This is a genomic window from Mycobacterium lentiflavum, assembly GCF_022374895.2.
GTDB lineage: Bacteria > Actinomycetota > Actinomycetes > Mycobacteriales > Mycobacteriaceae > Mycobacterium > Mycobacterium lentiflavum.
On the sequence record NZ_CP092423.2, the window covers coordinates 3,681,384 to 3,703,264 of the forward strand.

The 21,881-nt window shown below is 63.7% G+C and carries 22 protein-coding genes and 4 pseudogenes; 10 read left to right on the top strand and 16 right to left on the bottom strand.

Going from position 1 to position 21,881, the window contains the following annotated elements:
* Nucleotides 1-43: 43 nt before the first annotated feature.
* A pseudogene (locus tag MJO58_RS17245) lies at nt 44-1,141 on the top strand (IS256 family transposase); the annotation flags it as partial.
* On the opposite strand, the gene MJO58_RS17250 reads toward MJO58_RS17245, so the two are convergent.
* Entirely contained in the window at nt 1,116-2,315 is a 1,200-nt protein-coding gene (locus MJO58_RS17250) for an IS110 family RNA-guided transposase (protein ID WP_082278410.1), read from the bottom strand. The pseudogene MJO58_RS17245 and the gene MJO58_RS17250 sit on opposite strands and share 26 nt — an antisense overlap.
* A gap of 273 nt (nt 2,316-2,588) precedes the next feature.
* On the opposite strand from MJO58_RS17250, the pseudogene MJO58_RS17255 reads away from it, so the two are divergent.
* Nucleotides 2,589-2,819, top strand: a pseudogene (locus tag MJO58_RS17255) (transposase); the annotation flags it as partial.
* Here the strand turns inward: MJO58_RS17255 and MJO58_RS17260 are convergent.
* Nucleotides 2,779-3,486: a TetR/AcrR family transcriptional regulator gene (locus tag MJO58_RS17260; RefSeq protein ID WP_051472936.1), complete on the bottom strand. Its 708-nt coding sequence runs from the start codon at nt 3,484-3,486 to the stop codon at nt 2,779-2,781. The pseudogene MJO58_RS17255 and the gene MJO58_RS17260 sit on opposite strands and share 41 nt — an antisense overlap.
* Before the next feature lie 151 nt (nt 3,487-3,637).
* On the opposite strand from MJO58_RS17260, the gene MJO58_RS17265 reads away from it, so the two are divergent.
* Nucleotides 3,638-4,147 (top strand): PaaI family thioesterase, encoded by a 510-nt coding sequence (locus tag MJO58_RS17265; RefSeq protein ID WP_042792068.1) that lies wholly within the window; start codon nt 3,638-3,640, stop codon nt 4,145-4,147.
* 68 nt (nt 4,148-4,215) lie between these two features.
* The gene (locus MJO58_RS17270) at nt 4,216-4,539 is read left to right on the top strand and encodes a TetR family transcriptional regulator (RefSeq protein WP_239720143.1); all 324 of its coding nucleotides are present in this window, start codon (nt 4,216-4,218) and stop codon (nt 4,537-4,539) included.
* Here MJO58_RS17270 and MJO58_RS17275 read toward each other — a convergent pair.
* The 3 genes from MJO58_RS17275 to MJO58_RS28955 form a co-directional block, all read right to left on the bottom strand.
* Entirely contained in the window at nt 4,485-5,447 is a 963-nt protein-coding gene (locus MJO58_RS17275; RefSeq protein WP_042792067.1) for an IS481 family transposase, read from the bottom strand. The genes MJO58_RS17270 and MJO58_RS17275 overlap by 55 nt on opposite strands.
* Before the next feature lie 104 nt (nt 5,448-5,551).
* Nucleotides 5,552-6,136 carry an IS5 family transposase gene (locus MJO58_RS28950; protein ID WP_408632635.1) on the bottom strand — a complete coding sequence of 195 codons (585 nt, stop codon included), beginning with the start codon at nt 6,134-6,136 and terminating at the stop codon, nt 5,552-5,554.
* Complete coding sequence (locus MJO58_RS28955; RefSeq protein WP_042791995.1) at nt 6,054-6,500, bottom strand: IS5/IS1182 family transposase; 447 nt, start codon at nt 6,498-6,500, stop codon at nt 6,054-6,056. Before MJO58_RS28955 ends, MJO58_RS28950 begins: the two co-directional genes overlap by 83 nt.
* 28 nt (nt 6,501-6,528) lie before the next feature.
* On the opposite strand from MJO58_RS28955, the pseudogene MJO58_RS17285 reads away from it, so the two are divergent.
* From MJO58_RS17285 to MJO58_RS17300, 5 genes and pseudogenes are all read left to right on the top strand, one after another.
* Nucleotides 6,529-6,887 (top strand): annotated as a pseudogene (locus MJO58_RS17285) (hypothetical protein).
* A 165-nt stretch (nt 6,888-7,052) separates the two neighbouring features.
* Nucleotides 7,053-7,544: a TetR/AcrR family transcriptional regulator gene (locus tag MJO58_RS17290; protein WP_420845654.1), complete on the top strand. Its 492-nt coding sequence runs from the start codon at nt 7,053-7,055 to the stop codon at nt 7,542-7,544.
* Nucleotides 7,534-7,728, top strand: coding sequence for a hypothetical protein (locus MJO58_RS28960; protein WP_408632637.1), 195 nt, complete (start codon nt 7,534-7,536; stop codon nt 7,726-7,728). The genes MJO58_RS17290 and MJO58_RS28960 overlap by 11 nt, the downstream gene beginning before the upstream one ends.
* A 27-nt stretch (nt 7,729-7,755) precedes the next feature.
* Nucleotides 7,756-8,155: pseudogene (locus tag MJO58_RS17295) on the top strand (PaaI family thioesterase); the annotation flags it as partial.
* Between the two features lie 71 nt (nt 8,156-8,226).
* Complete coding sequence (locus tag MJO58_RS17300) at nt 8,227-9,117, top strand: alpha/beta fold hydrolase (protein WP_042791994.1); 891 nt, start codon at nt 8,227-8,229, stop codon at nt 9,115-9,117.
* A gap of 21 nt (nt 9,118-9,138) precedes the next feature.
* Here the strand turns inward: MJO58_RS17300 and MJO58_RS17305 are convergent, their stop codons facing one another.
* Complete coding sequence (locus MJO58_RS17305) at nt 9,139-9,840, bottom strand: TetR/AcrR family transcriptional regulator (RefSeq protein WP_473143630.1); 702 nt, start codon at nt 9,838-9,840, stop codon at nt 9,139-9,141.
* Between the two features lie 66 nt (nt 9,841-9,906).
* Between MJO58_RS17305 and MJO58_RS17310 the strand changes: the two genes are divergently transcribed.
* A complete protein-coding gene (locus MJO58_RS17310) occupies nt 9,907-10,791 on the top strand; it encodes a metal-dependent hydrolase (RefSeq protein ID WP_042792065.1) in 885 nt (294 codons plus the stop codon).
* Between the two features lie 153 nt (nt 10,792-10,944).
* Here MJO58_RS17310 and MJO58_RS17315 read toward each other — a convergent pair whose 3' ends face one another.
* From MJO58_RS17315 to MJO58_RS17360, 10 genes are all read right to left on the bottom strand, one after another.
* Nucleotides 10,945-11,613 carry a transglutaminase-like domain-containing protein gene (locus MJO58_RS17315; protein WP_042791992.1) on the bottom strand — a complete coding sequence of 223 codons (669 nt, stop codon included), beginning with the start codon at nt 11,611-11,613 and terminating at the stop codon, nt 10,945-10,947.
* Nucleotides 11,610-12,674, bottom strand: coding sequence for a BtrH N-terminal domain-containing protein (locus MJO58_RS17320; protein WP_051472934.1), 1,065 nt, complete (start codon nt 12,672-12,674; stop codon nt 11,610-11,612). The genes MJO58_RS17315 and MJO58_RS17320 overlap by 4 nt, the downstream gene beginning before the upstream one ends.
* 55 nt (nt 12,675-12,729) lie before the next feature.
* Nucleotides 12,730-13,836: an NDMA-dependent alcohol dehydrogenase gene (locus tag MJO58_RS17325; RefSeq protein ID WP_042791991.1), complete on the bottom strand. Its 1,107-nt coding sequence runs from the start codon at nt 13,834-13,836 to the stop codon at nt 12,730-12,732.
* Between the two features lie 47 nt (nt 13,837-13,883).
* Nucleotides 13,884-15,500, bottom strand: a complete 1,617-nt coding sequence (locus MJO58_RS17330) for a long-chain fatty acid--CoA ligase (protein ID WP_042909773.1) — start codon at nt 15,498-15,500, stop codon at nt 13,884-13,886.
* Nucleotides 15,501-15,554: 54 nt separating this feature from the next.
* Nucleotides 15,555-15,965 carry an SCP2 sterol-binding domain-containing protein gene (locus MJO58_RS17335; RefSeq protein WP_042791990.1) on the bottom strand — a complete coding sequence of 137 codons (411 nt, stop codon included), beginning with the start codon at nt 15,963-15,965 and terminating at the stop codon, nt 15,555-15,557.
* Nucleotides 15,966-16,202: 237 nt separating this feature from the next.
* On the bottom strand, nt 16,203-17,141 hold the full coding sequence (locus MJO58_RS17340) for a R2-like ligand-binding oxidase (RefSeq protein ID WP_042791989.1): 939 nt from the start codon (nt 17,139-17,141) through the stop codon (nt 16,203-16,205).
* A 77-nt stretch (nt 17,142-17,218) separates the two neighbouring features.
* Nucleotides 17,219-17,932 carry a TetR/AcrR family transcriptional regulator gene (locus MJO58_RS17345; RefSeq protein WP_051472933.1) on the bottom strand — a complete coding sequence of 238 codons (714 nt, stop codon included), beginning with the start codon at nt 17,930-17,932 and terminating at the stop codon, nt 17,219-17,221.
* Between the two features lie 317 nt (nt 17,933-18,249).
* Nucleotides 18,250-19,392 carry an acyl-CoA dehydrogenase family protein gene (locus MJO58_RS17350; protein ID WP_180150374.1) on the bottom strand — a complete coding sequence of 381 codons (1,143 nt, stop codon included), beginning with the start codon at nt 19,390-19,392 and terminating at the stop codon, nt 18,250-18,252.
* Between the two features lie 210 nt (nt 19,393-19,602).
* The gene (locus tag MJO58_RS17355) at nt 19,603-21,060 is read right to left on the bottom strand and encodes a cytochrome P450 (protein ID WP_042792062.1); all 1,458 of its coding nucleotides are present in this window, start codon (nt 21,058-21,060) and stop codon (nt 19,603-19,605) included.
* A 135-nt stretch (nt 21,061-21,195) separates the two neighbouring features.
* The gene (locus MJO58_RS17360) at nt 21,196-21,786 is read right to left on the bottom strand and encodes a TetR/AcrR family transcriptional regulator (protein WP_042792061.1); all 591 of its coding nucleotides are present in this window, start codon (nt 21,784-21,786) and stop codon (nt 21,196-21,198) included.
* Between the last annotated feature and the right edge of the window lie 95 nt (nt 21,787-21,881).

Below are 21,881 nucleotides of genomic sequence, written 5' to 3' on the forward strand. Positions count from 1 at the left end.
CGGCCTAACACGCTGAGGGTTCCTCGGCGAGGAAGGTGCCGTGATGACGACACTGGATGATGTGACCAAGAAGAAGCAGGCTGAGCAATCGGCCGAGCAGCAGGCTGCGGCCGAGCTGGTCCGGTTGGCGCAGGAGCAGGGGCTGTCGCTGACCGGACCGGACGGGCTGCTCAAGCAGCTGACCAAGACGGTGATCGAGACCGCACTCAACGAGGAGATGACCGAGCACCTGGGTTATGAGAAACATGACCCGGCCGGAGTGGGCGCGGGCAACATCCGTAACGGCACCCGCGCCAAGACGGTGCTGACCGACACCACCGGCCCCGTTGAGCTCGATGTGCCACGAGATCGGGCCGCGACGTTCGAGCCCCAGATCGTCAAAAAGCGCCAACGACGGCTCTCAGGCGTCGATGAGGTGGTGTTGTCGCTGTACGCCAAAGGCTTGACCACCGGCGAGATTTCAGCGCATTTCGCCGAAATCTATGGCGCTTCGGTATCCAAGGAGACGATCAGCCGGATCACCGACAAAGTCATCGACGAGATGAATGACTGGGCGGTGCGGCCACTGGATGAGACCTACGCGGCGATCTTCATTGACGCGATCGTGGTGAAGGTCCGCGACGGTCAGGTCGCCAACCGACCGTTCTACGCTGCCATTGGCGTCACCCTGGCCGGCGAACGCGACATCCTGGGCCTATGGGCAGGCACTGGTGGTGAGGGCGCGAAGTTCTGGATGAGCGTGCTCACCGATCTGCGCAACCGTGGCATCAAGGACGTGTTCTTCGTCGTCTGCGACGGACTCAAAGGGCTGCCCGAAGTGGTCGGTAACGTCTGGCCGCAGGCGATCGTGCAGACCTGCATTATTCACCTGATACGCAACACGTTTCGGCTCACCTCCCGTAAATACTGGGACGAGATCAAACGTGATATCAAACCGATCTACACCGCGGTCAACGCCACCGCGGCCCGCACAGCCTTCGACGAGCTGGCCGAGAAGTGGGGACAGCGTTACCCAGCGGTGATCCGGCTCTGGGATAACGCCTGGAACGAGTTCATCCCGTTCCTGGACTACGACGTGGAGATCCGCCGGGTGATCTGCTCGACGGATGAAATCGTCAAGGTGAGCGGTGATTGGTGGCGGGTTTGCGGGGTTGCCAGTGGGCGACGAGGACTTCGTAGGCACGTTCGGCCTGTTCGACGACCGCGTTCTCTTCGTCGCGGCGGTGCTTGCTGTTATAGGCCGCGCCGGGCTGGCGGTAGTTGCCGCGGCGTGACGGCGCCCCGGCGGCCAGTTCGAGCTTTCGGCGCTTGTGGGTGACCAGCCCTGGTCGAGCGAAGGCGTAGTCCTGGTCCTTGGTCACCAAATGCCATGCGAGCACCGTCATCTTGCGGGCGGTGGCCACGATCGCGGTCTGAAATCCGCGTCGGGATTTGATGCGCTGATAGAACGCACGCAAGGGCCCTGGTGCGCGACTGGCCGACCAGGCCGCCTCCACCAGCACACCACGCACATGGGCGCGGCCGGCTTTGCTGATCCGACCGTGCACCGGCGCGGAATTCCCGGACTGGCGCACCTTCGGGTTGAGCCCGATATAGGCCACTAACTTGTCGGGATCGTCGAACCGAGAGAAGTCGCCGACCGCGGCCACAATGGAGATGCCGGCGATCGCATCGACACCAGGGATGGTCATCAACCGGGCCACCATCGGATCGGTGAGCGCTTCTTGGGCCAGCTCTCTATCGACCAAAGCGAGTTCATGGGCGTGAAAGTCCAACTGACGCAACAACGCCTGCACGCTGGCGCGTTCATCGGCAGGTAACGGCTGACGCGAGAGCCAGTGCCGACCGGTCTTGCCAAACAAATCCGACACCGGCGGCGTCGGTGCGAGGTTACGGGCCAGGATCGCGTGCACCTGATTCTTCAGCCGAGTCCGTTGACGCACCACGTGAGCACGACGCATCACCTGCCGGCGCAGACTGCGGGTCCGATCGTCGGGCAGCCACACCGGTGGCAGAAAATCCGCTGCCAGCAACTGCGCCAAGATCCGCGCATCGACCTTGTCGGTTTTCACCTTCGCCTCGGCGATCGCCCGCGTCTTCGACGGGTTCGACACCACCACACGGGCCACCAGCGGTGTGAGCAGAGTAGCGATCGCATCGCTGTTTCCGGTGGCCTCCAACGCCACCTCATCATCCGGGCGTAGTTCAGACGCCCACGCCCGCAATGCTTCTGGCGTCACTCCGATCTTGCCTTCGTCGCGGAGGATCCCGTCCTCGACCACCGCCAGCTGCGCGAACTCGCGGTGCACATCCATGCCGACATATCTGACCACCGCCTGGTTCTCCCTTCCGTGCTGATCACTTGGCCGGGGAACCGCTGGGACGGAACGACACCTACGGATACGCGCTCGCAGCGCAGCCGGACAAGTCGCAGGGGCGGCCAACTACTAACACGGGCTCGCAGCCCATCGAGCAAGAACGGCCTGCCCATACGTGTTCCCCGAAGGCCCCTGTTCCGGACGGTCGCACCGTATGCCTAGTACGTCTGACCAGGCAAGACAGAACCACGTGGGCCTCCACCCCATTTCATACCGGGTACCAACGCCATCGAGTCCCTCAACGCCCGCTACCGGCGAGCGATCAAGGCACGAGGGCATTTCCCGTCTGAGCAGGCCGCGTTGAAGTGCCTATATCTCGTGACCCGATCCCTGGACCCGACCGGTGTTGGCAGGGCACGATGGATGATGCGGTGGAAGCCAGCGCTGAATGCGTTTGCAATCACTTTCGGCGACCGATTCCCGGCAGCCGAAACCTACTGATGGAAACCGCCGGAAACACCGTTAGCGAGATAGTCCCGCGTGCTGGGCTGTCGACAGATCGGTGAGCGGCTAGGAAGTCGTCGGCGATGCGTGCGCAGTCGTCGGCGGTGGTGGCGCGCAGGCCGGTTATTCGCGCGAATGCCAGCGGGCCGATGAGTTGGCACAAAGCCAGTTGTGGGTCGAAGTCGTCGAGTTCGGCTCGTGCTGTGGCGTGTTGCAGAACGGCGTCGAAGGGCCAGCGGTACTGCTCGATGACGCGGGCGCGCAGGGCCGTGGAGGCGTGCTGTTCAGCTGGCGCGGCGGGGCCAAGCGCGAGCCAGGCCAGGACGGTGACGTGCAGCGGCGCCTCAGCGAAGACGCCGGCCTGGCGGGTCAGCAGCTCAATGAGTTGTTCGCGCAGCAAGCCTGGGGCGGGTAGCAGTGATTCGACTTGGGGAAGTAGCCGTTCGAAAGTGGCCGCGAGCAGGTGTGACGAGCTGTTGAATTGGCGGTAAAGGGTGGTTTTGGCGACTTTGGAGGCTTTGGTCACCGCGTCGACGGTGACGGCTTCGATGCCGCCGCTGGTGAGCAAGGCTGTTGCGGCGTCGAGAAGCCGGTTGCGGGATCGAGTTCGCCGCGGGTCGACATCGTCGACGCCGGCGCTGTGGGCTTGCGGCAGGCTGCTCATTCTTCCTCGCTTCGCGGTTGACCATGCTCCTGGCTGACGGTTCCATGTGGAGCCCGCTATAGTTCCGGCAGTATCGGAGCGAAACCGATGGTAGCGAAAGGCCGTTAGTTTGTCTGATCGCTTGGTCGACGAGGGTAGCGCGCCCGGCGACTTGCCGGTGTCGGTCCCGCAATTGCTGCCCTACCACACTTCGACATGTTTGGGTTGTGGGCCGCAGAATCCGCATGGCCTGCATTTGGTGGCACATCGCAGTGGCGATTCGGTATACGCCGATGTGACGTTCACCGACCGCCACGTCGGCGCTCCCGGGCTTGCCCACGGTGGTGCTGTTGCTGCGGCGTGCGACGACGTGCTGGGTTTTACGCCGTGGCTCATTGGAGCCCCGGCAGTCACTCGCCGCCTGACTGTCGAGTACTTGCTGCCGGTTCCACTGAACCAGCCTCATCGGATCACGGCCCACATTGAGATGCGACAGGGCCGCGCGTTGCACGTCAGAGCCGCTGGCGTCGGCGGCGATGGGATCATCCGCTTCACCGCCGATGCGGTGTTCGTGCTGGTCGACGCCGAACATTTCGCCGCTCACGGCGACGTGTCCGGTTTTGGCGGCCTGCTGGAGCAATTCGGTCGCGATGGGGTGTCCCGAAACGGCCTGGCTCGATGAGCTCACCGGACTTGCGCGCTCACCCAGCCACGAAGAAATTTGGCGCCAATGCGTCGCCTGCGCGCGGCGTGAGCGCCGCACCGCACCTGGCAGCGGAGCGATGGGAAGCGTTGCTGGATGAGGCGGTGAGATTGGCGTCGGTGGGCGGCTACGACGCCGTGCAAATGCGCGCAGTTGCCAAACATGCCGGCATGGCCGTGGGCACGTTGTATCGCTACGTTCCGTCGAAGAATTACCTGCTGGCGGTCGCGCTGACGCGTCAATTTCACCGTGTGGAGGCAGGCTGGCACTGGACGGCCGGCGCCGCTACGCCCGCGCAGCGACTGGGTGTACCTGGTCATAAGGTTGGTCGCAGTCTGCTGACGGGCGGTAGCCCGCCGAGTGCGCTGTGACGGCGTTCAGTGTTGTAGTGCTTGAGCCAGGGGGCAAGGGCTGCGGCACGCTGGGCGTTGGAGGTGAAGACCTGTCGGTAGGCCCATTCGGTTTGCAGGGTGCGGTTTAGGCGCTCGACCTTGCCATTCTGCCAAGGGCAGTGCGGCTTGATGAAGATCTGACTGGCGCCGATCTCGGCGCAGATCGCGCGCAGCGACCAGCGATAGGCCCAGGCGTTGTCGGTCATGACGCATTCGATGGCGGGGATGCCGTGATCGCGAAAGTACGCGGCTGCCCGCTGCAAAAAGGCGGCGCAAGTTGGGCCTTTCTCGTCGGGAAGAATCTCGCTGTAGGCCAGCCGGGAATAGTCGTCGACTAGAGAGTGGACGTAGTCAAAGCCGATGCCCGCCTTGTGGTCTCGCACCCTATTGGCACGGCCAAGAGCCCGCCAACCCCCGCCTTCGGGGACGCAGCCGAGCTTTTTGACGTCCATGTGGACCAGCTCGCCCGGTCGCAGCCGCTCATAGCGCACGGCCGTGGACTTCGAGGAACGTATCAGCTCGCCCGTCATCGGGTCGCAGTCCCGCAGATACGGCACCCCGCGTCGGCGGAGCACCCGTGACACAGTACGGGCGCTCACACCGAGCTTTTCTGCGATCTCATCCGGGCCGCACCGGTGGCGCTGGCGCGAGGCTACGATCCGGTTCTCCAGGCTTTGCGGGGTTCGTGTGGGCATCGTGTGAGGCCGCGAGGACCGGTCAAATAAACCCGCTTGTCCGTCAGCATCGAACCGGGTGATCCAGGTATGCACGCACTTGCGCGACAAGCCCATCGCCTCGGCGATACGAGCTTTGGCCCAACCCGCTCGATGCCGTTGCACGATCAGCAGCCGGCCGCGAAAGGTGGTACGGGCATTACGGTGAGACATGAGAACCTCCGGACGGTGATGGACCTCGACAAGCCACACCCCACCCGGGGGTTCTCCTCACATCAAGCCGACACGCCTGCTACCAACGTCATGACCGGGTACAACTAGGGCGTGTCTGACAAATGGGATAGCCAGAGGGTGATGGCGCGCAGGACCGCTGCGCCGCGGTAGACGAGGGCGAGTTTGTCGTAGCGAGTGGCCAGCCCGCGCCATTGCTTGACGTCATTGAAGTTTCGTTCAACGACGTTGCGGCCCTTGTAATCCTCGGCGTTAAAGGCTGGGGGCCGGCCGCCACGTGCACCTCGGCGCTTGCGGTGGGCGATCTGATCGGATGGTTCGGGAATGACCGCACCGATGCCGCGGCGGCGTAGCCGTGTTCGTGTTGCTCGGCTGGAGTAGGCCTTATCGCCGCGGAGGCGATCGGGGCGGGTCCGTGGTCGGCCGCCGCGGCGGCGGTCCACTTTCAAGTGTGCGAGCAAATGCTCCAACACCGGTCCGTCGTGGGCGTGGCCGGCGCCCACGAGCACCACCAAGGGTCGTCCGCGGCCGTCGACGAGATGATGAATTTTGCTGGTCAATCCGCCGCGGGAGCGGCCAATGCCGTGGTCAGGCGGCTCGATCGTCAGATTCGTGTAATTCGACCCAGCCCCCCGTGTCGCGGGTGATGTTCGTGGCGTGTTGGTGAGCACGAGCGATCGTGGAATCCACCGCCACAGCCCAGTCGATGATCCCGGCGTCGGCGGCGGCGGTCAGCAACCGGGCCAGCACGACATCCCAGGTGCCTTCGGCACTCATTCTTCGATGCCAGGTCCAGATCGACTGCCATGGCCCGAACACATCGGGCACGTCTCGCCAGGCAATGCCGTGTTGGCGTCGTCTGAAAACTGACCCCGTGTCCCCGCCGTTGACATGCCGCACCGGGTAACGGTAAATGATGCCCTCGACCATCGAGCGGGCATTCTGAAAGGGCCTGCCCCGCTTACCTGTCCGAGCCGGAAGCAGATCTTCGATCAAGGACCACTGAGCATCGGTGAGCAACTGAAACCGCGACATAGCTCAAGCCTCAGGCACAACACCCCAAATCTTTGTCAGACACGCCCTAGACCGGCTCAGCGCCTATCTGCACGACCGCTGGCAGCGCGATCCACTGCTTACCGAAGCCATGGTCAAGGCTTTCCGGGTCACTGACAGCACCGCGGCTGACGTGGTGAACGAGGCCGCCGGGGTCATCGAAGATCTCCTGGCGGCACCCTCGCCGGCGGCACGCCCAGCCTTCTCGATCGACGTGTCGCCGGGGTCATCGCCGACATCTGGCTGGCGAATTTGACCGCTTTCATCGGCCGACGGGCCTCGGCGTCACAGACCCGCGATCGCATCACTCGAGCCACCCGGCGGATATTGGCCAATCTGGCATTGTCATCAACGGCCCGACGACCGTGACCCAAGGCGACGGTATTGGGCATGCGCATCGTTGCGGCATCGCCGAGGGCCTTGTCGGTGGTGGCCGGAGTCTGTGGCAATGCGACAGAAGACTGATGATGTCGCATCCGAAAGCGGGAGGGCCGCCAATTCGCTTTCGTTACGTCGCTGGTCGGTTCGAGTCAGGTGCATCGTGGCGATGACATCATCGCGGCGGGGTCAGGCGCCTGCGGCCACCCGAGCGGTGGCCCCACGGATCGCCTGCTCGACGCCGCCGAAGACTGTTTGCGGGATAGGGGGCAGTCGGGCACCACCATGGAGGACATCGCGGGGCGTGCCGGGGTCTCGCGCGCCACGGTGTACCGCTACTTCTCCAATCGCGAGTCCGTCGTGTCCGGTTTCATCCTGCGGGCAACGGAGCGCTACCTGCGACGCATTGCTCCGCGCATCGCTGAACATGCCGATTTAGGTCCGGCGAGCGTCGATTTCGTCGAGGAGACGGTACGGGCGGCTCACCGCGAGCCGATCATCGGTGTGTTGTTCGGCAGCGCCAACGATTTAGCCGGTGTCGGGTTGGCCGAAGGCACGTCGGTGGCACTATTCGACCTCGTCGCCGAATTCCTACGACCGGTCTTCAAAGAGTGGTGGGGATCAATTAGGGTCGGGGGTGTCAGTTGACGACGCCGCCGAGTGGATTCTGCGCGTCATCCTCAGTCTGATCGCGGTGCGCGGCCCCCGCCAGCGCAGTCCCGACGGCGTGAACACCTTCCTGCGCCGTTTCCTGCTGCCGTCGTTGCTTTCCACCGCCGAGTCTGGCGGCATGCAACAAATCTTAAGTAGTGTCTTAAGTCATGACGATTGACTCCGACGCCGCTCGAGAGCGCTAACCGTGCAGTTTGCGCAGAACGCTTTGGCGGTCGCGGAAGAGGCTATCCGGTTATCTGGGTTTCGCCACACCGAGTTCAGCGCCGGGCGACTGGTGGTGGAGATGGATGCCCGCGCTGACCTGTTTGACTGCGTTCGGCGATCCGCTCGGCGGATGCCCGACCGCGATGGTCGACCACTGCCTGGGTGTGGTGTTCTATCCAGTCATCCCGGCCGGATCATGGGCCGCGATCACGGAGTTCAAGCTGAAACGGCTTGCGCCCGTGTCACACCGCGTGTGCGTCGCCGTGGTCGAGATCATCGCGCTGGAAAAGCGTAGCGGGGTCGGCAGAATCGACATCAGCAACGACGGGAGCGCAGTGCGCGCCGCCCAAGGAACCGTAACCGTGGTGCGCCCAACGACCGGGGTCGACGTGAGCGCGAAAGTCAGCATTCCCCTGACGGCTCTAGCTGCCCGATTCGCACGGCTGCGCCGATGACGCTCACGCACTTCAACGGCAACGACGGTGTTAGGCTTGCCGCGGATTGTTACCGGCATCCCGATTCCCCCGCTGTCGTCCTCCTGCTACACGGCGGAGGTCAAAACCGCCAGGCGTGGGCGGCCACCGCGCACCAGTTACACGAAGCTGGCTACACCGTCATCGCCTATGACGCCCGTGGTCACGGAGACAGCGCCTGGGATCCCACCGGACACTACGATCTCGACGTGCTGGCGTCGGATCTTCTGGCCGTACGTGCGCAAGCGTCAAGCGACCGCCCCGTAGCGGTGGTGGGTGCGTCTCTGGGCGGCATGACCGTTCTCGGGGCGCACCGACTCGCAGCCGCAGACCTGTGGGCCGCAGTAATCCTGGTCGACATCACCCCGCGCATCGAGTTCGACGGAGCACGCCGTGTCGTATCGTTCATGGCCGCCCACCCTGATGGATTCGGCAGCCTCGACGAGGCGGCCGAATCCATCGCCGAATACAACCCACACCGCGCACGGCCGCGCAGTCTGAACGGACTCCGCAAAGTGTTACGGCAGCGCGAGGACAATCGGTGGATCTGGCGATGGGACCCGGCTTTCGTGACCTCCAACTTCCACTTCTTGCGCGGCGATCCCGCGGCCGGTGCCGAGGAGTTCAACGCCATCACCGACCTGCTGGTCGACGGAGCCCGCCGCGTACGGGCGCCGACGCTGCTGGTGCGCGGTGTGCTCTCCGACGTCACATCGCAGCAATCGGTCGATGAATTCCTGCAGGTCGTACCGCATGCCCAGACAGTGGACGTCTCGGGCACAGCCCACATGGTCGCCGGCGACGACAACGACGCCTTCACCGCGGCAGTCGCGGACTTTCTGGACCGCACCATTGCGGCAAAGTCGTGACGCTGCCCGCTGAACCCATCCCTACTGCGAGTCGCCTGCCGCTGCGCCGCCGGCGCGACGGTGAGTGGCTGCCGGCGTGGTCTCACTGGTATTGAGTGACAGCACGTAGGCGCCGAGGCTTCCGAGGAAGCCTGCGCAGTGGGCCACGAGTTCGTCGGTGCGGAAGTCGAGTTCGTCGTCGAGCCAGCGGCGCAGCACCTCGAACAGCCCGCCCACCCCCAGGGTCGACGCCAGATGGGCGACGCTTACTGCGGAGTCTGGAATATCGAGGCGCACTCTAGCCTCGCGCAGCACGAGGTCGGCGAATCCAGCCATGAGTTGGCTGCGCAATTCACGTAGCAGCGGTTCGGTTGCCGATTCGACAAACAAAAGCCGGCCCAGCCGCCGGTCGCTTTCGATCATCGTGATCAGCGCGCGAATCGGAGCGTGTGCCAACACCTCGGGGGTCGCTCCCGCGTCGGGGATCGCTTGGACTATTACCTCCTGGAAGGTGGCGTAGAGCTGCTGGTAGACCGCCCGCAACAGCTCGTCCCGATCGGTGAAGTGTTGATAGAAGTACCGCGAGGTTACCCCCGAGGTTGCACACACCGCCGTCACCGTGGCCGCCGTCACGCCCCGGGTGCCGATCAACTCCACGGCAGCATTGATCAAGCGCTCGCGGCGGCGGCGATGACGCTGCTCGGCCGACATTCCGCTGTACACCCGGACCGAACGCACACGCATAGTCTTGCACCCACATCTGACTAGACGTAAAGTCAGATTTGTCCACTACGAACAAGGGGCAGCGTGATGAGCAACGAGTCGTCGATATCGTCGAGAACACGGGTGCTGCCCAAGGCCCGCCGGGTCCGTTTCGCATTGCCTTCGGGCACCACTCGCCAGCATTTCGTGGGCGGCGAGCTGGTGATGAGTCACTTTATTTCGACCTTGTCGGCAACGTTTCCCGAAGGCGAAGACTTTTTTATTCGGTCAGTGCGCCAGTACCGTGACCAGATCAGCGACCCTGACCTTCAGGAGGCGGTCACGGGATTCATCGCGCAGGAGGCCACCCACCGTTATCAGCATCGGCTGCTCAACGAGCGGTTGCAGGCGATGGGTTATCCGACCGACCGGATCGATCGGCACATCAAAAAATTGGTTGCCCGGTTGGAGCAGCGCTTCTCCCCGGTCCTGCGCCTGGCTGTCACCGCCGCTCTCGAGCACTACACGGCGACACTGGCCGAGATCATCTTGACCAGTGATGAAGCCCAGAAACTGATCGGCGACACCGAGGTCCGGCCGATCCTGCTGTGGCATGCGTTCGAGGAGTCCGAGCACAAGGCCGTTGCTTTTGATGTCTTACGGACGATCGGGGCCACCGAACGCACCCGCGTCTGGGGAATGCGCGTCGCTTCGCTGATCTTGTTCACCGAGTTGATCGCCCAAACGCTCCGGTCTATGGCGACTGACCGTGCTGCATATCATCCGAGACGAATGAGGGCCAGCCTGAGGGCATTTCGTCGTTCCCCCATGTTCAGTCCCGAGGCGGTGCAACGCTTCCGTTCTTACACTTGCCCCGGGTTTCACCCTGACGACTGGGACAGCGCCGACGTCCTGCGCCGCTGGGCAGCCGAGTTGTTCGACGCCGACGGCGCCCAGCGGATCGGGCAGCCGGCCGACGCGCCAAGGGCCTAGTCTCATCCAGAGACAAACACGCCGGTAACCGGATCCCCGACGTCGAAGCTGCCACCGCCGATACAGGGGTACAGTCAATCACGCCGTGCTGCAACCTATTTCGGCATGTTCTGACGTGAGCGACTTTCATTCCCGCTGCCAGGCGGCTGCCGCTTATCGGGCGAAGGTGTCGTGCTCGGTGGGGTGGGTGTGCATGAGCGGGCCGTAGCGCTGTCGGAGTTCGTTGATGATTTCGGTGAAGGGCAGGTCGTGGTACCAGCCGCGGTCGTGAAGGTATTCCATGTGGTGGTGGCCTTCGCTGTCGAAGGCGTGCAGGAGTGCGTCGTGTTCGCCGTCGAAGTCGATTGGGGGCACACCGAATCGGGCGCATAGTTCGGCGTTGAACGCCGGTGTCGCCTTGACCCAGCGGTTGTTGACGAAAAGTTCGCTGTAGCCGTGGTAGACGAACAGGTCGGTACCGCCCATGCGGGCCCGCAGCGTGTCGGTTTGTAGGTGGTTGCGCACATCGGCGAAACCCAGTCGGGCTGGTATACCCGCGGCGCGGGCCGCCGCGGTGAGCAGGACCGCCTTGGGGACGCAGTAGGCGCGGGTAGCGGTGGCGACGTAGCTGGCTCGGTAGTGACCGGGATCGTCATCGACGCTGTAGGGGTCGTACCAAATCGTGTCGCGGACAGCGGTGAAGATGCGTTGGGCTCGTGTCACCGGATCGTGGCTGTCGCCGATCGCCGCCCGGGTGAAGCGCTGAACATTGTCGTGGCGCCAGTCCAGGAACTCCGTCGTTGCCAGAAAACTCGGGTGCTGCCCGGTGGATGTGTCGGTCACTGAGCGCCTTTTGTCCTCGCCTCGATCGCGATATGGCCTGTCAGCGATCGCGCCGCGTGGTCCAAGGCCTCGGCAAGACACCGCTCGGCTTCGGGCAGTCCGGCGGCCAGATGGGCCGCCGCAGCACAGCGGTCCCGCACCGAAAGGCTGTTGTCCATGGCTTTCTCGGCGACAGCGGTCCACAGGTCGGCTGCTCCACGGGCCGCTGCTGCCGCGATGGCGACCGCGTCGTTGTCCAGCAACTCGGCGATGTGCTGGCAGCCGTGAGCTTGCAGGCGGCGGAACAGTCCGCCACCGGTACCGGCCTTTTCGATGAACGCGCCAAGCCCGAACAGTGCTTCTGCGAGCGCATCGTCGTCGAAATAGTCAGGCCAGCAGCGCACGTCGTCGGCGAAAACCCGCACACCAGGTAACCCGACCCCTGCCAGGTCGGCGTCGTTGAAATTTAGAAGCGGCGGCCCGTCGGCCTCGCCGCGCATCGACGCCGCGCTGGCTGCCAGCGCGGGCCCGCTGATCACGGCCAGTTCGGGAACGTGGCGTGGCCAGTCGATCAGATAGGTGGTGTGACGGGTCGGCACCGGGAACCCGGTCGAGCACCGGGCGCGTCGCAGGTTCTCATACGGAACGCTTTGGATGGTGTCCCGGTCGTTGTCGACAACATAGGCCAGTTGATGATCGTCGTCGTAGCCGACGATCACGACATCGTGGCGGCTCATGCTCAACCGCACCCGAAGATAGGGCAGCTCGGCGATGTCGGCCCACACCATCACCGGCCGGCCGGCGTCGATCTCGCCGGTCACCCATGCCCAGCCGACGTCGGCGTCATCAGTCGAGGCCACCCGCAGCCCGGCGCCGATACGGGTCAGGTAGTCCTCTTCCAGCCCGCCTCCACGCCCCACCAGATAGATCTGCGGCCGCAACCGGGCGCAGCGGATGTAGCTGAAGTCCACGGCACCACCGAGAGCGAACACCAGCCCCTCGGTTGGCGGCTCAGATCCCCAGCCGAGTTCGGCCCATTCGGTGAGGTCCCGCAGCGCCGACGACCCGCAGTGCCCACCCATTCGGTGCCGGTAGGCGATCTGTCCTGTGCCCAAAGCCTTTCGCGCCTTTCGCTCGTCAGAATCGGATGAGTCCGCGGATGTTGCGGCCTGATCTCATGTCGTCGTATCCCTCGTTGATCTGCTCGAGGGTGTATTCCCGGGTGATCAGCTCGTCGAGTTTGAGTTGCCCGGCGTTGTAGAGTTCGACCAGCCGCGGGATGTCGTGGACGGCGTTGGACGACCCGTACAGCGCGCCGCGGATCTGCTTCTCGTACAACGTCAATTCCAGCAGCGATCCCGACATCGAGGCGTCGTCGGGGTGCCCGATCGCGGTCACCACCACCCGGCCCCGCTTTCCCACCAATGACAGCGCCTCACCGATGTAGGACGCCTCGGCCACGTCGGTGGTCAACACGCACACGTCGGCGAGTTTGCCTCGGGTCAGATCGCTGACCAATGCCCACGCCTGATCGATCGTGGCAGCAGTGTGCGTCGCGCCGAAGCGGGCGGCCTGCTCGCGTTTGAACGCGACCGGGTCGACCGCGACGATCGTCAACGCTCCGGCGATGCGGGCGCCCTGGATGGCGTTCATGCCGATACCGCCCGCCCCCACCACGACCACGGTGTCCCCGGCGCGCACCTCCCCGGTGCGCACCGCCGACCCGTACCCGGTGGTGACACCGCACCCGATCAAGGCTGCTTTGTCCAGCGGGGTTGCGGCGTCGATTTTGACCAGTGAGGCTTGCGGCACCACGGTGTACTCGGAAAACGTTCCCAACAAACACATCTGACCGATGTCCTGGCCGCGGGCGTGGAAGCGGTAGGTGCCGTCGATCTGGGGTCCCATCATGATCGCCGCACCCATCTCGCACAGGTTGCCCATGCCGCGCGCACAATACGAGCAGCGTCCGCACGCGGGCAGGAACGTCAAAACGACCGAATCGCCCTCTGCGACGTCGTCGACGCCGGGCCCGACCGCGGCCACAGTGCCGGCACCTTCGTGTCCGCCCACCACCGGCAGCGGGATGGGCAGGTCGCCGGTGACCAGGTGTTCATCGGAGTGACACAACCCGGTCGCGGTCAACCGGACCAGCACCTCGTCGGGACCGGGGGGATCGAGCTCAACCTCCTCGACCTCCCATTTCTGGCCCAGATCCCACAGAATCGCTGCGCGTGTCTTCACCGTTTCACTCCTTGCACTGGATGTTCCTATTTATCGACGGGACAAGATCAACCGAGGGTCTCGATGACCAACGCGCCGTCGGCGTGCTGCCGGCGGAGTGTTTTTTTGTCGAACTTGCCGGTCGAAGTCAACGGGACCTCGGCGACGAACGTCCACCGCTCCGGCAGCCACCACTTGGCCACTCGGTCGCGCAGAAAGTCCGCCAGTTGCGCGGCGGTGACTGTGTGCCCGGCGTGTGGCACGATGACCGCCAGCGGCCGTTCCTGCCATTTGGGGTCGGGCACGGAGATGACCGCCGCGGTACGCACCCCGGGGTGCGCGGCCAATTCGTTTTCCAGTTCCACCGAGGAAATCCATTCACCGCCGGACTTGATCACGTCTTTGGCCCGGTCGGTCAACGTGATGAACGCATCCTCAGAGATCGTGCCGACATCACCGGTCGGCAGCCACCCGTCGGCAGTAACCGCTGCGGTGTCCTGGCCGTAGTAGCGTTCGGTGATCCACGGACCGCGCACCTGGATCTCCCCGACCGACTCGCCGTCCCAAGGCTGTTCGACGCCCGTGTCGTCGACGATGCGGGATTGCACGCCGGCCACCACCCGACCCTGCGTCGCCCGCAGTCGCTGCGCGGTATCGGCGGGGTCGGTGTGGCGCGGCAGGGCCACCGAGGCCAGCGGCGAGGTTTCTGTCATACCCCACGCCTGCACGATCCGGATGCCCAACTCGTCAAACGCGCTCATCAACGACCGCGGCACCGCAGATCCCCCGCACGCCACCAACTTCAACGAACTCAAGTCATGGCCGGGATTGTCGCCCAGGTAGTGCAAGATGTCGGTCCAAATCGTCGGCACCGCACCCGACATCGTCGTCCTCGTCGCCTCGATCATCTCCACCAGCGGCGCGGCCTGCAAGAACCGATCCGGCAACACCAGCTGCGCGCCGGCCATCATCGCCGCATAGGGCAGCCCCCAGGCGTTGGCGTGAAACATCGGCACAATGGCCAACACCGTGTCGTCATGACCGATGCCCAACGCGTTCGCCGTGCAGGCGGCCTGCGAATGCAGCCACGTCGAGCGATGGCTGTAAACCACTCCTTTCGGGTGACCGGTGGTGCCGCTCGTATAGCACATCGCCGCGGCGGCGCGCTCGTCAAGATCGGGCCAGTCGAAGGTCTCCGGCTGGCCCGCCACCAGCTCCTCGTAGCGCAGCACGGTTTTCCCGCAACCATCCAACAGCGCCAGATCACCCTCACCGGTGACCAGCACCGTATGAACCGACGCCATCGTCGGCAGCGCCGCCGCCAGCACGCCCAGCACCGTGTCATCGACGATGACCACCCGGTCATCGGCATCGTTGGCGATCCACGCCAACTGCTGCGGCGGCAACCGCAGATTCAACGTGTGCAGCACCGCGCCCATCGACGGCACCGCGGCGTAACTGTCCAGGTGCTCTTGATTGCTCCACTGCAACGTCGCGACCCGCTCATCACCGCGCACACCGACCTGACGCAACGCGTTGGCCAGCCGGGCCGCCCGAACCGCCAACTCCCGGTAAGTCACCCGAGAAATGTCGCCGGGACCGCGCGCGCTGAACACCTCCCGCTCGCCATGCACCGTCGCCGCATGCCCGACGATCCCGGCGACACCCAACTGAACGTCCTGCATCGTCGATTTCACCGCGGCACCACCGCGCTCAGCAAACCAGTCCAGGGCTGCGGCTCACGCATCGATGAGGTCCCGACGCTGCGCGGCCTCCAACATCAGCCGATACTCCGGAAACAAATTCTTGGCCTGCGGTATCAGCTTGATCAACTTGGCCACCGGACCCTTGGCCCGCACCGTGCCCGTGGCCATCGCGACCGTCAAGTTCACCTTCCCCAACCAGAACCTGTTTCCCATGTCCGCCGACATGAACAACTCCACATTGGGCACCGCCGCACTCGACGCACCGGTCTCGACGACCTTATTAGGCATATCCACCGTCACCACCGCATCCGGATCGGTGTAATGAACCCGCAACACCACCCCCGAACCCGCCAGCTTGTCAGCCAACCCCTCCTTATCCAGCCCACGTCGGAAAATCCCACCCAGATAGGCGTAAACCTCATCCTCATCAGCAAAAACAGCCATTTCAACCTCATCTCGTCGGAACAACTAATTGCACGGCCTTGTGAACCGCAGCTTGATTACGACATCCGGCGGACCGATAACACGACACCAGCAACGCCGGCGGCGCGGTGCCCGCTGGGCCGCACCCAGGCAGCAACACGCCGTTTCGTCAACAATCGGCTTGCGAACGTTGCTGACTGAGTGGTGCGGCCGCACGGGATTGCTCAGCCCGGGAGGGTCGCTGTCTAGCCCGACAGCTCAGGCTGAAGCGCCGGCCAGCGCTTTGCGGTCTTCATCGGCGAATTCGTCTTCGAGTTGCACCGGCGTGTAGTCGACGTCGATGTCGGCGACGGGGCGTCCTCGGGCACTCTCGATGGTCCCCAACCTGCGCATCCCTTTATCGGTCGCGTACTTGGCCAACTCGTCGACGGTCAGGCCGAACGGGATGTGCTCGCCGTAGGGGGCCAGGAGGTCTTCGATCATCTGCACGCCCAGCGGGATCAGCTCCTGCATTCGCGTTTCGAACACCGACCAGTTCGTGTCGTCGGCGGCGATGTGACGCCGGCAAGTGAACGTGCCCCACGCCATGTGGCGGCGCTCGTCGTCACCGATACGGCCAATGAACTCCTGCATACCGGGAAGAATGCCGCGGTCTACACAGATTTTATGCCAGGCGTAGTAGCCGGTCAGCGCCAGCATCCCCTCAACGATGTGGTTGTAAGTTGTGGCCGCACGGATTTGGGCAGCGGGTGACGGATCCGCGACCAAGGCGCCGAGTGATTCGGACAGCTCCTCGTTGAAGATCTTCCGGTAAATCGGGGAGTGATAGCCGTGCAGGTCGTCGGTAATCCCCATGGCATCAAGCCATAACCGAAATCCCTGCGTGTGCTTGGCCTCCTCGAACGCGAACTGGGTCAGATACATCTCGTCACCCAGCCGGCCCTCGGCCCGCATCGCAGCCATGAACGGCTGGATGTCCTGTGTGACCGCTTCTTCGCCGGCCAAAAAAGCCGCGCACAGCCGCACCGCCAAGTCCCGTTCGCTGTCTGACAATGTCTCCCAGTCCGCCCGGTCGCGGGAGAAGTCGATGGCCGCCGGGTCCCAAAATTTCGCGTTACCGCCGGCGAAAAGCTTGAGCGGCAGACTATCCCAGTTGAGCCCGCCCTCTGCGAGCGAACCATAATCGGACCTCGTCATGATTGTGACCTCCTTGTCATCGTAGGAAAATTAGTGCGTAGGACTTTTGCGGTACGTGGATTCGGGCCTCCTTCACATCATGTGCACGCTGCTGTCTGCCTGCGGGACAGCTCAGTCATGGCATCGCATGGACCGCTGCGTGGCGAGGATGACGGCGCGAACGCGGCCACCATGACTGACACCAGGCGGCGCACCGCCAGATGCGGCTGCTCCGGTGTGGGCTCATCAAGGCCGAGGACCGGATCCATCCCGCGGACGTGCGGCGCCAGCGCCAGATGCGGAAACAACAGCAGCAGCAAGGACAACAAGACGGCCGTATCAGCATCGGCGTTCAGGTCACCGCGCGTGTGCGCGTCACGCACCAAAGGGCGCAACACTTCGAGGTAGTGGCGGTGAACCACCGTCTGCACGCTGACGCGGGCCTCACTATCGACTTCCAAGCTCGCGGCAGCGTGCAAAGCACGTTCGCGAGGATGCTCGGCGAAATACGTGATCCAATCGTCGAGCAGGTCGGTGAGGAAGTCGAAGAACGGCCGGCTCGAATCGAGTTCGCGGATACGGACCTCCAGATACGACCGCACCCGCTGGCTAGCCACGTCGGCGACGAATGCGTACAAGTCGCGTTTGTCAGCGAAATACTGAAAGAGGCTCCCCTTGGCCACTAGCGCACGGCGTGCGATCACGTTCAGGCTGCCGCCTGAAAACCCATGCGCCGCGAACTCGGCTTCGGCCGCCTCTATCACGGCTGCGCGACGGGCTGGATCGACACGCGCCCACGTAACCGTCGGCATCCCACCTCCTTGTCGCGATCCGTCAAAAATAATGACCACTGGTCATTGTAGCATGATGCAGGTCACAGTCAATGCCGCGGGGGAGGCTTTCCGAGTCGAAATAGACTGTGCAAGAGGCACGTTCAGTTGCGAGCCGTCATCCGATGGGTGAAGTCTGGGCCGGTGTAGGTCAGCGATCATCCGCCCCCAGCGTTGAGGAAATCTCGTGACGTGAGCGCGGGTACCGCCACTGCGGGTCATGACCTTCTCAGCGCGACGCGGTGGTCGCTGAGAGGGTAGTCGGCATGGCGATTTGCGGGGGCGCAAGGTAGCTCAGGCTACAGGGATCGCGCGATGATCTCTTTCATGATTTCGTTAGTTCCGGCGTAGATTTTCTGGACTCTCTGGTCGACCCAGAGACGAGAAATCGGGTAGTCGTTCATGTATCCGTAGCCGCCATGCAGCTGCAAGCAATTATCGATGACGGTCATCGCGTGGTCTGTCGTCCACCACTTCGCCATCGCTACGGTTTGCACATCGAGCTTGCCGTCGAGATGCAAACAGATGCAGTGGTCGAGGAAGACACGCGCGATGCGGGTTTCGGTGGCGGCTTCAGCCAACGTGAACTTGGTATTCTGAAAGCTGAACAGATTGCGGCCGAACGCTTCTCGTTCGTGGGTGTAACGCAAGGTGTGCTGCAACGCCGTTTCCATGGCGGCGACGGCACCGACTGCGACGATCAACCGCTCCTGTGGCAGCTGAGTCATCAGCTGGATGAAACCCTGACCTTCGGTTTCGCCGAGCAGGTGGGACTTGGGCACGCGCACCGCGTCAAAAAACAGTTCGGAGGTGTCTTGGCCGTGCTGGCCGATCTTGTTCAAGACGTGCCCGCGGCGGAACCCGGGCCGGTCGGCCTCCACGACGATCAACGAGATGCCGCTGGCTCCGTGATTTGGATCAGTTTTGGCGACGACGATTACGAGGTCAGCTTGTTGACCGTTGGTGATAAAAGTTTTGGAGCCACTGATCACATAGTCGTCGCCCTCCGCTACTGCTCGCGTGGTGATATTCTGCAGATCGGAGCCGGTGCCGGGCTCGGTCATCGCGATCGCACCGATAAGTTCGCCGGAAGCCATTTTAGGCAGCCAGCGCTGCTTTAATTCTTCTTGGGCATACTGAAGGACGTAGTGCGCGACGATGCCGCTGTGCAGGCCCGCGCCCCACGAGCTGTCAGCGATGCGGGCTTGCTCTTCGAGTAACACTGCTTCGTGGGCGAAAGTTCCGCCGCCACCGCCGTATTCGACCGGTATCGACATACACAGCAGGCCGAGATCTCCGGCGCGCTGCCACAACGCCCGGTCAACGTGGTGCTGTTGGGCGAACCGCTCCCGGTGAGGTGCGAGTTCAGTGGCGCAGAACTTGGCAGCCAGCTCGCGGACTGCGTCGAGTTCTGAAGTGCGCCAGGGCGAGTTGAGGTTCATCAAGAAGCCTTTCTGCTGTCGAGCCTGTCGAGATTCGCTGTCAAAAATCAGTTCGGCGTCAGAATCGCCTGGCGGCTGTGCGGCTACGTTTGCTTGTACCGCAGCGGATTTCGCGCCGACGCCAGCCCGGGCAGAATCGTGTCGAAATGAGCTAGGGACAATATCGGCCCGCCAAGAGACAGTGCGGGCGTGGAACTGTCACCTGCGTGCTCATCGCCTGCGCAAGTCGACGGGAAGGCCGTCGACGGGGATGGGCAGCGAGGTGTTGTCCCACCTGGCGGTGTAGTCGGGCCGCACACTCCAGGTGTAGGTGCGCAGCATCTGGTGCAAGATGGCCTTGACTTCGAGCATGCCGAAATGCATCCCGATGCACTTGTGGGCGCCTCCGCCGAAGGGGATCCAGGCGAAACGGTGCGCGTTGTCCTCGCGCCGCTGTGAGTCGAAGCGCAGGGGATCGAAGCGGTCGGGCTCGGTCCAGACGTCGGTGACGTAGTGGTTGACCGCCGGAGTGATGGCCACCAGGGTGCCGGCCGGGATGTAGTAGCCGGCAATGGCGGTGTCTTCGACGGTTTTTCGCATCACCAGGGGCACCGGGGCGAGAAGGCGCAGCGACTCCTTGATGACGAGGTCGAGGTCGGTCAAGCCCTCCAAATCGTCGATATCGAGAACCTTGTCGCCGAAGACGTCGGATTGGGCGCGCACCCGGTCCTGCCAATCGGGATGTTTGGCCAAAAAGTAGGCGACGGCGGTGGTGGTGATGGTCGAGGTGTCGTGGGCAGCCATCATCAAAAAGATCATGTGGTTGATGACGTCGGCGTCGGTGAACTGTTCGCCGTCTTCTGTGCGGGCCTGACACAGCGCGGTGAACAAGTCGTCGCTGCCTCCGGAGCGAGCCTGCGGCAGGTGACGGGTGAAATAATCTTCCAGAACCCGTCGACCACGGATCCCGGCCCGATACCGGGTGCCGGGCAGCGGCGCGCGGACGATGGCGCTAGCAGCGCGGACGGTCGCGATGAAAGCCCGATTGACCGCATCGCTTTCGTCCTTGCCGCGGCCGCCCATGAACACATCGGTGGCGACGTCGAGTGTCAGGTTCTTCAGCAGGCGATACAGGCGAGTCGATGGCCCGGTCGGCCAGGCCGGAACGGTGGCGCGCACGCACGGGGCGACCTGTTTGACGTATCCGGCCAGCCGGGGCCGGGTGAACGCCTCCTGCATGATGCGCCGGTGCATCCGGTGTTCATCGAAGCTCATCAACATCAGTCCGCGATGAAAAAACGCATCGATGAGGAAGCTCCAGCCGTCTTGCGAGAACGCCTTTGCGTTACTGGTCAGCGCCTGTTGGGTGGCCTCCGGTCCGGCGATAACCACCATCTTGGTGCCGAAAGCTCCCATCCAGGTCACCGGCCCAAGCCGTGCATAGCGTTCGCGGCCGAGTTCGGAACCAAAGCGGATGTAGTCCAAGGTGTGCCCAACGAAAGGCAGCCCAGGGTCACCAGGAACCGGCTTGAGACCGCTGCCAGCCGGTGGAGCCGCCAAATCGCGCACCGGCCACCGCCGGCTCAGCTCTCGCCAGTCGTCCTCGACGCGGCGGGGGGCCGGAACCAAAATCACCGACGACAAGCGCTCGCGGGCCTTATCGACCGGAGCGTGCAACAACCCAGTCATGAGCATTCCTTCGCACTTCTCTGAACACACAGATCGCCATCGACCGCTGGCAGTTCTCGCGTGACTGCGCCTAACCGGCGATACCCCAAATCATTTACAGGGATCAGTTAAATGTCAAGCTTCAGACAGTTCGGCTCAATCTGTCACAGATGGGTGGTCCAGTCGCAGATACCGCAACGCGACCTGCGAAATACGCCCCGCTGTGGCTGCGGCGTCGTCAGTGGGCAATACCAGGTGGCTGACGGTCAGCCGGACCAAGGCGTCGACGACATCCCGTACATCCTGGGCGTCGAGCCCCGGGAAATGGCCGATGAACCACTTGATCATCGTTGCCGAGGACAACTCGAGCAGCGACGCCGATGTCGGCAGCAGCGGCAACACCCCGGTGTCGGGCGACCCGGGCCCGGCGTCGGTCCCCCGGTTGGAGGTCAGTACCGCTTTCAGCAACGGGCTGGACTCCGCCTCGTCCAGGGTGTAGCGGACGGCGGCCATGATGCCTGCACCGGCGTCGCGGGCATGCTCTTCGAGCACCGCGCGAACGCCATCCAAGAATTGCTCGCCTTCGCGGACGATCAGCGCGTCGCCGAGTCCTTTCTTGTCGGTGAACTCCTTGTACAGCGTCGGACGAGAGACACCCACCAGCTCGGCGACTTCACTCACCCGTACTCGCTCCCAGCCCTTCTCGATCGTCAGGGCCCGCGCAGCGTCCAACACTTGTTCGCGCATGTGCCGGCGAAACGACATTCGGAGGGACTCACTGGGCATAGTCGAAAGGATAATCGCGAAGCCTTTTGGCCAGGTACTTCGCCAGAAATACGGAC